We start from the raw sequence: 8,519 nt of genomic DNA on the forward strand, positions 1-8,519 counted from the left end.
ATTTATGGGTATCTTATAAATAAAATATAAAATAACTAAATTTAAAAAAGAAAATGTATATTCTGTTGAAGTTCTATAATAAAAATAGTATAATTGGTATATACCAAAATTGGTATATACCATATAAAAAAGAGTGGTGATTTATATTAAGTTAGTAAATAAGAATATTGATATTCCTTTGCATATACAACTTATGAAAATAATAAGGGAAATGATTAATTCAGGGGATCTTAAACCAGGTGATTCTATAATTCCAGAAAGAGAACTTTGTAATATTCAAAATGTAAGTAGAATGACAGTGAACAAAGCTATAGTTAATTTGGTAAATGAAGGATTTTTATATAGAGTTCAAGGAAAAGGAACTTTCGTTTCTGACCAAAAAGAAAGAAATAGATTTTCTAGTATGCAAGGATTTACCGAGGTTATGAAGAATAAGGGTATGGATATAAAAACTGATATTTTATCATTTGAAGAAAATGAAAAGGATGAGTATATAAGACAGGTTTTAAAGATAAATAATGAAGATGAAAAAGTATATAGAGTTGAAAGGTTAAGGTATATTGAAAACGAACCTTTTGGGATTGAAATAAGTTATATACCAAAAAGTATTTGCAACAATCTGGAAAACGATTTGAAAGAAAGGAACTCTTTATACAATATAATAAATGAAGTTTATGGGTATAAGTTGAAAAAAGCTGAACAGATAATAGAGCCAATGATTTTATCTGAAGAAGAATCAAAACTTTTAAAACAAAGCAAAAACACTTTAGCTCTTAAACTTAAAAGAACTTCGTACGCAGATGGAGATGTACCTGTAGAGTACACTATATCCATATTTAGAAGTGATAAGTACCAATATGAAATAACATTAAATGCATAGGAGGTATAATTATGAAGGCTATAATAAATGGAAAGATTTTGTTAAGAAATGAAGTGTTAGAAAATAAGGTTTTAGTATTTGATAAAAAGATTATAGATATAACAGATGAAGTTCCAAGTGGATGTGAAGTTATAGATGTTAAAGGTAAGTTAGTAGCTCCAGGATTAATAGATATACATATACATGGGAATATGGGAAAAGATACAATGGAAGGTACAGATGAGGCTATAGATATTATATCTAAATCAGTAGCAAGACATGGTGTTACGTCATATCTACCTACTACTATGACAATGGACGAAGAATCAATTTTAAAAGCATTAGAATCTATAAAACGAGGTATGAATAGAAATACTAAGGGGGCTAGAGTTATAGGGGCTCATTTAGAAGGACCATTTATAAATAAAATATATAAAGGGGCACAAAATGGAAATTATATAACTAATCCCGATTATGAATTAGTAAAAAAATATGAAGATGTAATAAAAGTTATAACTTATGCACCAGAAGAAGATGCAGATTTTATATTTACAAAATATATAAAAAGTAATACTAATATAGTTTTATCTATAGGTCATAGTGCGGCTACATTTATAGAGGCTAGAGAAGCTATACGATTAGGTGCTAGCAATATAACTCATACATTCAATGGAATGACAGGTTTAAATCATAGGGATCCAGGGGTTGTTGGAGCTGCATTGACAACAGATGCATATTGTGAATTTATATGTGACACTATACACATAACTAAAGATCTATTCCAATTTATATTAGATAGTAAAGGTAAAGAAAGAGTGGTATTAATAACTGACTCTATGGAAGCAGGAGGGTTAGAAAACGGAACATATAGTTTAGGTGGACAGGCTGTAATAGTTAAAGATGGAGCAGCTAGATTAGAAAATGGATCTCTTGCAGGAAGTGTTTCAAGCTTAAATAACATGGTGAAGAATTTTTATAAAAATACAAATTTAAATATAAATGAAGCAATACATTTGGCTTCTTTAAATCCAGCGAGTTCACTAGGAATAAGTAATAATAAGGGAAGTTTAGATATAGGAAAAGATGCAGATATAGCTATATTTGATAATGAGTTAAACTGTTACATGACTATTGTAGATGGAAATATAGTTTTTAAAAAATTAATAAAGGTGGAGGGTTAATATGAGAATACTAGTTTGTAAAAATTATGATGAAATGAGTAAAAAAGCTGCTCAAATAATAGCAAGTCAGATTACTTTAAAATCAGATTCTATACTAGGGCTAGCAACAGGGAGTACGCCTATAGGAATGTATAAAAATTTAGTGGAAATGCACAAAGAAGGTACATTAGATTTTTCTGAAGTAAAATCATTCAATTTAGATGAGTATTATCAGTTACCGAGAGAGAATGATCAAAGTTACTATCATTTTATGCATGAAAACTTATTCAATCATATAAATATAAAGAAAGAAAACATAAATATACCAAATGGTATGACTAAGGATATAAAACTTGAATGTAAACAATATGATGATTCTATCAAAAATATTGGAGGAATAGATATACAGGTTTTAGGTATAGGGCTTAACGCTCACATAGGATTTAATGAACCATCAAATGTATTTGTCAAAGGAACTAACTTAGTTGATTTAAAAGAATCTACTATAGAGGCAAATGCAAGATTCTTTGAATCTATAGATAAAGTTCCTAAAAAAGCAGTAACTATGGGAATTGGTTCTATATTTAAATCTAAAAAGATAATTCTGTTGGCATCTGGGGAAGGTAAAGCTGATGCTATACACAATACTGTATATGGAGACATAACTCCTCAAGTTCCATCATCTATACTTCAGCTTCACAGAGATACAATATTAATTTTAGATGAAGCTGCAGCAAGTAAGTTAAAAGGTGAAGACTATAAATTAATATAAATTGTATAAATAGCCTGCTAAATAGCAGGTTATTTGCATTTTATAAATTAAAATTAGGAATAAAATAGCAAAATATCATAAAAAAAATATAATTAGGCATACTAAACTTTGTGAATATTAATATAAACTAAAATAAATGCTAAATCTACAAATCCTTAAAAACACTGGGTTTTAAAGTGGAAATTAATATGAAAAAATATTTAAAAAAGTATTGAAATTTGTAGCTTAATTTTATATAATATGTCTTGTTGTTTAGAAATTTTAAACAAAAGGTTTAGTAAAAATGATTTAAAATAGGAGGTGGACCATGGATATAGGTGAAAAAATTAAACGATTAAGAATAGAAAAACAGTTAACACAAGAAGAGTTAGCAAATAGATGTGAACTTTCTAAGGGATTTATATCTCAATTAGAAAATAATTTAACATCACCATCCATAGCTACACTTATAGATATATTAGAAATTTTGGGAACGAACTTAAAAGAATTTTTTAATGAAATGGATAATGAAAAAATTTGTTTTTCAAAAGAAGATATGTTTGAAACTGAGGATGAAGAATTAAAATATACATTTAAGTGGTTGGTTCCAAACTCTCAGAAAAATGAAATGGAGCCAATATTAATATCTTTATCTCCAGGAGGTCAATATAAAGAAGAAAAGCCTCATGAAGGAGAAGAATTTGGTTATGTATTAGCAGGTTCAATTTATTTACACATAGGAGATAAGAAAAATAAAGTTAGAAAAGGCGAGAGTTTTTACTTCAAGCCTAGAGCAAATCATTATATATCGAATGCTGGAAAAACAGAAGCTAAGGTTATATGGGTGAGTACACCACCATCATTTTAAGAGAAAGAGGTGATATATTTGTTAGAAAACATAATAGAATTAAAAAATCTATCTAAAAGATATGATGACAATCAAGTTTTAGATAATTTGAGTTTAGATATTAAGAAAAATGAATTTTTAACATTATTAGGGCCAAGTGGATGTGGGAAAACTACAACACTTAAGATAATAGCTGGATTTGAGTATGCTGATGAAGGAAAGGTATTATTTGAAGAACGTGATATCACAGATATACCACCTCACGAAAGACAAATAAACACAGTATTCCAAAAATACGCTTTATTCCCTCACATGAATATATATGAAAATATAGCTTTTGGTCTAAAAATAAAAAAACTGCCTAAAGACGAAATAGATAAAAAAGTAAAAGAAATGCTTAAATTAGTTGCACTTGAGGGATTTGAAAGAAGACAAGTAGAATCGCTAAGTGGAGGACAACAGCAAAGAGTAGCTATAGCTAGGGCATTGGTAAACGAGCCTAAAGTTTTATTATTAGATGAACCTTTAGGAGCATTAGATTTAAAATTAAGAAAAGAAATGCAAATGGAATTAAAAAAAATACAAAAAAAATTAGGAATAACATTTGTTTTTGTAACTCATGACCAAGAAGAGGCTTTAACTATGTCGGATAAAATAATTGTTATGAATAAAGGTAAAATTCAACAAATGGGAACTCCTCAAGATATATACAATGAGCCAGAAAACTCATTTGTTGCTAGATTTATAGGTGAAAGCAATATATTTGATGGGATTATGATAGAAGACTATTTAGTAGAATTCTGTGGAAAGAAATTCAAGTGTGTAGATAAAGACTTTGAAAAAAATGAAAATATTGAAGTTGTAATAAGACCGGAAGATGTAAAAATGGTTGAACCAGAAAAAGGAATGTTAAAAGGAAAAGTTACATCAGTATTATTTAAAGGTGTTCACTATGAAATTGAAGTTAATGAAAACGGAAGAATGTGGATACTACATAATACACAAAGTGCACAAGTTGGAAGTGAATTAGGGCTAGATATATATCCAGAAGATATCCATATAATGAGAAAAGTGAGCGAATAGATTATGAAGAAAAATAAATCAATTCTTGCTTACCCTTATATAATCTGGAGTGCACTATTTATAGTAGTACCTTTAATTCTTGTGCTGGTTTTCAGTTTTACAGTTGAAAATGGAGATAAGCTAATATTTTCTTTAGAAAATTATAAAAGATTAATTAACCCTATATACTTAAAAGTATTTTTAAGATCTATAGTTTTAGCTGGATCATCTACAATAATATGTTTATTAGTTGGATATCCAGTTGCATATATAATTTCTAAGGCACATATAAGCAAAAGAAATACTTTAATATTATTATTCATACTTCCAATGTGGATGAACTTCCTTTTAAGAACATATGCATGGGTTGCTATTTTAGGTAAAAATGGAATATTGAATTCATTCTTAGGATTATTTGGAATAGAGCCTGTTACATTACTTTATACTAACTTTGCAATATTACTTGGAATGGTATATAACTTTTTACCATTTATGGTACTACCAATATACACATCATTATCAAAAATGGATAATGATTTAATTAATGCAGCTAGAGACTTAGGAGCTAATAGCTTCCAAGTTTTCACTAAAGTTATATTCCCACTTAGTGTACCTGGAGTTATTTCAGGAATAACTATGGTATTTATGCCAGCTGTAACTACATTTGCTATCTCAAGGTTATTAGGTGGAGGTAAATTTATGTTACTAGGAGACTTAATAGAGCAGCAATTTACAGTAGTTGGAGATTGGAACTTTGGGTCTGCTATATCAATATTTATGATGATTGTAATATTAATATCTATGGCAGTTATGTCAAGATTTGAAGATGACAGTGATAAGGAAGGCGGTGGGTTATTATTTTAAAAAAATTAGCATCGAATATTTACTTAACATTAGTGTTTTTATTTCTATATGCGCCAATAATGGCGCTAGCAGTATTTTCATTTAATGATTCTAAATCTATGGCCCACTGGAATGGATTTACATTTAAGTGGTATAAGCAACTTATTCATAATGACAGTATAATGAATGCCTTATATTACACTTTATTAGTAGCTATAATTTCATCTATAATAGCTACGATAGTAGGAACTATAAGTGCTATAGGAATACATAAAATGAGAGGTAAAAGAAGAAAGTTAATACTTAATATAAACTATCTTCCAGTATTAAATCCAGATATAGTTACAGCAGTAGCATTAATGAGTTTGTATGTATTTTTAAAATTAGAATTTGGATTTACTACTATGTTACTATCTCACATAATGTTTAGTATTCCTTATGTAGTACTATCAGTGCTTCCTAAAATAAAGCAACTTCCTCAAAATATAGAAGAGGCTGCTATGGACTTAGGAGCAACACCTATGTATGCTTTAAGAAAAGTTGTTTTACCTCAGATAAAACCAGGTATAATATCTGGATTTTTAATTGCGTTTACAATGTCTATAGATGACTTTATAATAAGTTTTTTTAATACTGGAAATGGAGTTAGTAACTTATCTATAGAAATATATGGTATGGCAAGAAGAGGAATAAAACCTGAAATTAATGCACTATCTACAATAATGTTTGCAGTTGTATTAATTTTACTTTTAATATCAAATAAGAAACAATCTATAGTAAGGAGTGATAAATAATTATGAAATTAAGAAAAATATCAATTTTAATTACTATAGGTTTAATGGTTTCAACTATGCTTACTGGATGTGGAGGTACAGATTCAAAAAAAGTTTTGAATGTATATAATGTCGGAGATTATATAGATGAAAATATAATAACTTTATTTGAAGAAAAAACTGGAATTGATGTACAGTATGAAACTTATGATACCAATGAAATGATGTATCAAAAAGTTAAAAGTGGAAGTACTAATTATGATTTAATATTCCCATCTGACTATATGGTTGAAAAAATGAAAAGTGAAGGACTTCTTCAAAAAATAGATTTTAAAAATATACCGAATATGAAGTATATAGATAAAAGCTTTTTAAATCCTATATACGATGAAACTAATGAATATAGCGTTCCATATATGTGGGGAACTTTTGGTATATTATATAATAAAAAAATGGTTAAAGAACCAGTTGATAGTTGGAACATACTGTGGAACCCTAAGTATAAAAGTAATATAATGATGTTTGACTCAGTTAGAGATACTATGGGAATATCATTAAAAAGATTAGGGTATAACATGAATACAACGAATCCTAAAGAAATAAATGAAGCAATGAAAGAGTTAATGAAACAAAAAGATTTAGTATTAGCTTATGTAAATGATGAAGGTAAAGATAGACTTTTAGGAGAAGAAGTGGCCATGGGTATTGCTTACTCAGGAGATGCGGTGACTTTAATGGAAGAAAATCCTAATCTAGCTTATGCAATACCTAAAGAGGGTACAAATAAATGGGTAGATGCAATGGCAATACCTAAAAGTGCACAAAATAAAAAGGAAGCTGAAATGTTTATAAACTTTTTATTAGATCCTGAAATTGCAAAGATGAATGCTGAATATATAGGGTATTCAACTCCAAATGTAGGGGCTTTAAAGTTATTAGATAAAGATATAACTTCAAATCCAGTTGCTTATCCACCTAAATCTGTTATGGATAAGACTGAAACATTTATTGACTTAGGAAACAAATTAAGATTATACGACGAGGCTTGGATTAAATTGAAGTCTAAATAAAAAAGCTCATTTTAAATGAGCTTTTTTATTTTTTGTGTAAATTAGCATATAAAAGTTTACAAGATGATATTATAATATAAATTAGAAATTGGAGGGTACTATGGGGAGAAGAAAAAAGAGATACGTTAGAAAAATTTTAAAAATTAATAAAAAAAATAAAGAGTTAATTCAAAGTCTTAGTTTGATTTTAGCTTTATCATTTGTTGTTGGCGGTATATACACTGTATATGAAAATAAAAATTACGAAAAAAAGATATCTAAAATAGAATCATTAAATATAGAAGAGGAAAAAATTAAATTTATTAAAGATATTGAAAAAGAAGCTGAAAGAAGTTATAAGGAATATGGAGTGTTGCCATCTATAACTATATCTCAAGCTATACTTGAATCAGGTTGGGGACAATCACAATTAACAAAAATTAGTAATAATTTATTTGGAATAAAAGCAGACGAAAGATGGAAAGGTGAGAATGTAGAAGTGATAACATCAGAAAACTATAGCGATGAGGTAATGGCTAAATTTAGAAAATATAATTCATTAAATGACTCAATAAGAGATCATGCAAAGTTTCTAAAAGAAAACCCAAGATATGCAGAACATGGATTATTTGAAGGGAAAGAATATAAATCGCAAGCTCAAGCTCTAGAAGATGCAGGCTATAGCACTAAAAAAAATGAGCAAGGTGAAGCTATATATGCAGATATGCTAGTAGATTTAATAGAAAGATACAACTTAAATTTAATAGATTAATAAAAAAATATAAAAAAATGTTGACTTCAAAAAAAAAGGGTGATATTATTATACATGTGCTCAAGAGAGCATGGATTAAGAACTTTGAAAATTAAACAGTAGGTTAATTATAAAAATTCTTTTTTAAAGAATTAAACACAAACAACCAAGCCAGATATTCAGATAATGATTAGCTGAGCGATGGACAACTTTTTAAATTATATTTGAGAGTTTGATCCTGGCTCAGGATGAACGCTGGCGGCGTGCCTAACACATGCAAGTCGAGCGATCTCTTCGGAGAGAGCGGCGGACGGGTGAGTAACGCGTGGGTAACCTGCCCTGTACACACGGATAACATACCGAAAGGTATACTAATACGGGATAACATATAAAAGTCGCATGGCTTTTGTATCAAAGCTCCGGC

General features: G+C 28.6%; 9 protein-coding genes and 1 rRNA gene. All 10 read left to right on the plus strand.

The window, feature by feature from the left end:
- Window positions 1-193: 193 nt before the first annotated feature.
- Complete coding sequence (locus VN21_RS03000) at window positions 194-880, plus strand: GntR family transcriptional regulator (RefSeq protein ID WP_226896663.1); 687 nt, start codon at window positions 194-196, stop codon at window positions 878-880.
- A gap of 11 nt (window positions 881-891) precedes the next feature.
- The gene (nagA, locus tag VN21_RS03005) at window positions 892-2,040 is read left to right on the plus strand and encodes an N-acetylglucosamine-6-phosphate deacetylase (protein ID WP_046821987.1); all 1,149 of its coding nucleotides are present in this window, start codon (window positions 892-894) and stop codon (window positions 2,038-2,040) included.
- A gap of 1 nt (window position 2,041) precedes the next feature.
- Window positions 2,042-2,791, plus strand: a complete 750-nt coding sequence (nagB, locus tag VN21_RS03010; RefSeq protein ID WP_046821988.1) for a glucosamine-6-phosphate deaminase — start codon at window positions 2,042-2,044, stop codon at window positions 2,789-2,791.
- A gap of 307 nt (window positions 2,792-3,098) precedes the next feature.
- Window positions 3,099-3,638, plus strand: coding sequence for a helix-turn-helix domain-containing protein (locus VN21_RS03015; protein WP_021428548.1), 540 nt, complete (start codon window positions 3,099-3,101; stop codon window positions 3,636-3,638).
- A gap of 18 nt (window positions 3,639-3,656) precedes the next feature.
- Complete coding sequence (gene potA, locus VN21_RS03020) at window positions 3,657-4,700, plus strand: spermidine/putrescine ABC transporter ATP-binding protein (RefSeq protein WP_046821989.1); 1,044 nt, start codon at window positions 3,657-3,659, stop codon at window positions 4,698-4,700.
- A 3-nt stretch (window positions 4,701-4,703) separates the two neighbouring features.
- On the plus strand, window positions 4,704-5,543 hold the full coding sequence (locus VN21_RS03025) for an ABC transporter permease (RefSeq protein ID WP_021431830.1): 840 nt from the start codon (window positions 4,704-4,706) through the stop codon (window positions 5,541-5,543).
- 98 nt (window positions 5,544-5,641) lie between these two features.
- Window positions 5,642-6,316: an ABC transporter permease gene (locus VN21_RS03030; RefSeq protein ID WP_334290928.1), complete on the plus strand. Its 675-nt coding sequence runs from the start codon at window positions 5,642-5,644 to the stop codon at window positions 6,314-6,316.
- Window positions 6,317-6,318: 2 nt separating this feature from the next.
- A complete protein-coding gene (locus VN21_RS03035; protein ID WP_046821991.1) occupies window positions 6,319-7,365 on the plus strand; it encodes an ABC transporter substrate-binding protein in 1,047 nt (348 codons plus the stop codon).
- A 100-nt stretch (window positions 7,366-7,465) separates the two neighbouring features.
- Entirely contained in the window at window positions 7,466-8,116 is a 651-nt protein-coding gene (locus VN21_RS03040; protein WP_052951963.1) for a glycoside hydrolase family 73 protein, read from the plus strand.
- Window positions 8,117-8,315: 199 nt separating this feature from the next.
- Window positions 8,316-8,519: ribosomal RNA gene (locus VN21_RS03045) — 16S ribosomal RNA — on the plus strand; the annotation flags it as partial.

Origin of the sequence: Paraclostridium benzoelyticum (assembly GCF_001006285.1) — a bacterium.
Taxonomy (GTDB): domain Bacteria; phylum Bacillota; class Clostridia; order Peptostreptococcales; family Peptostreptococcaceae; genus Paraclostridium; species Paraclostridium benzoelyticum.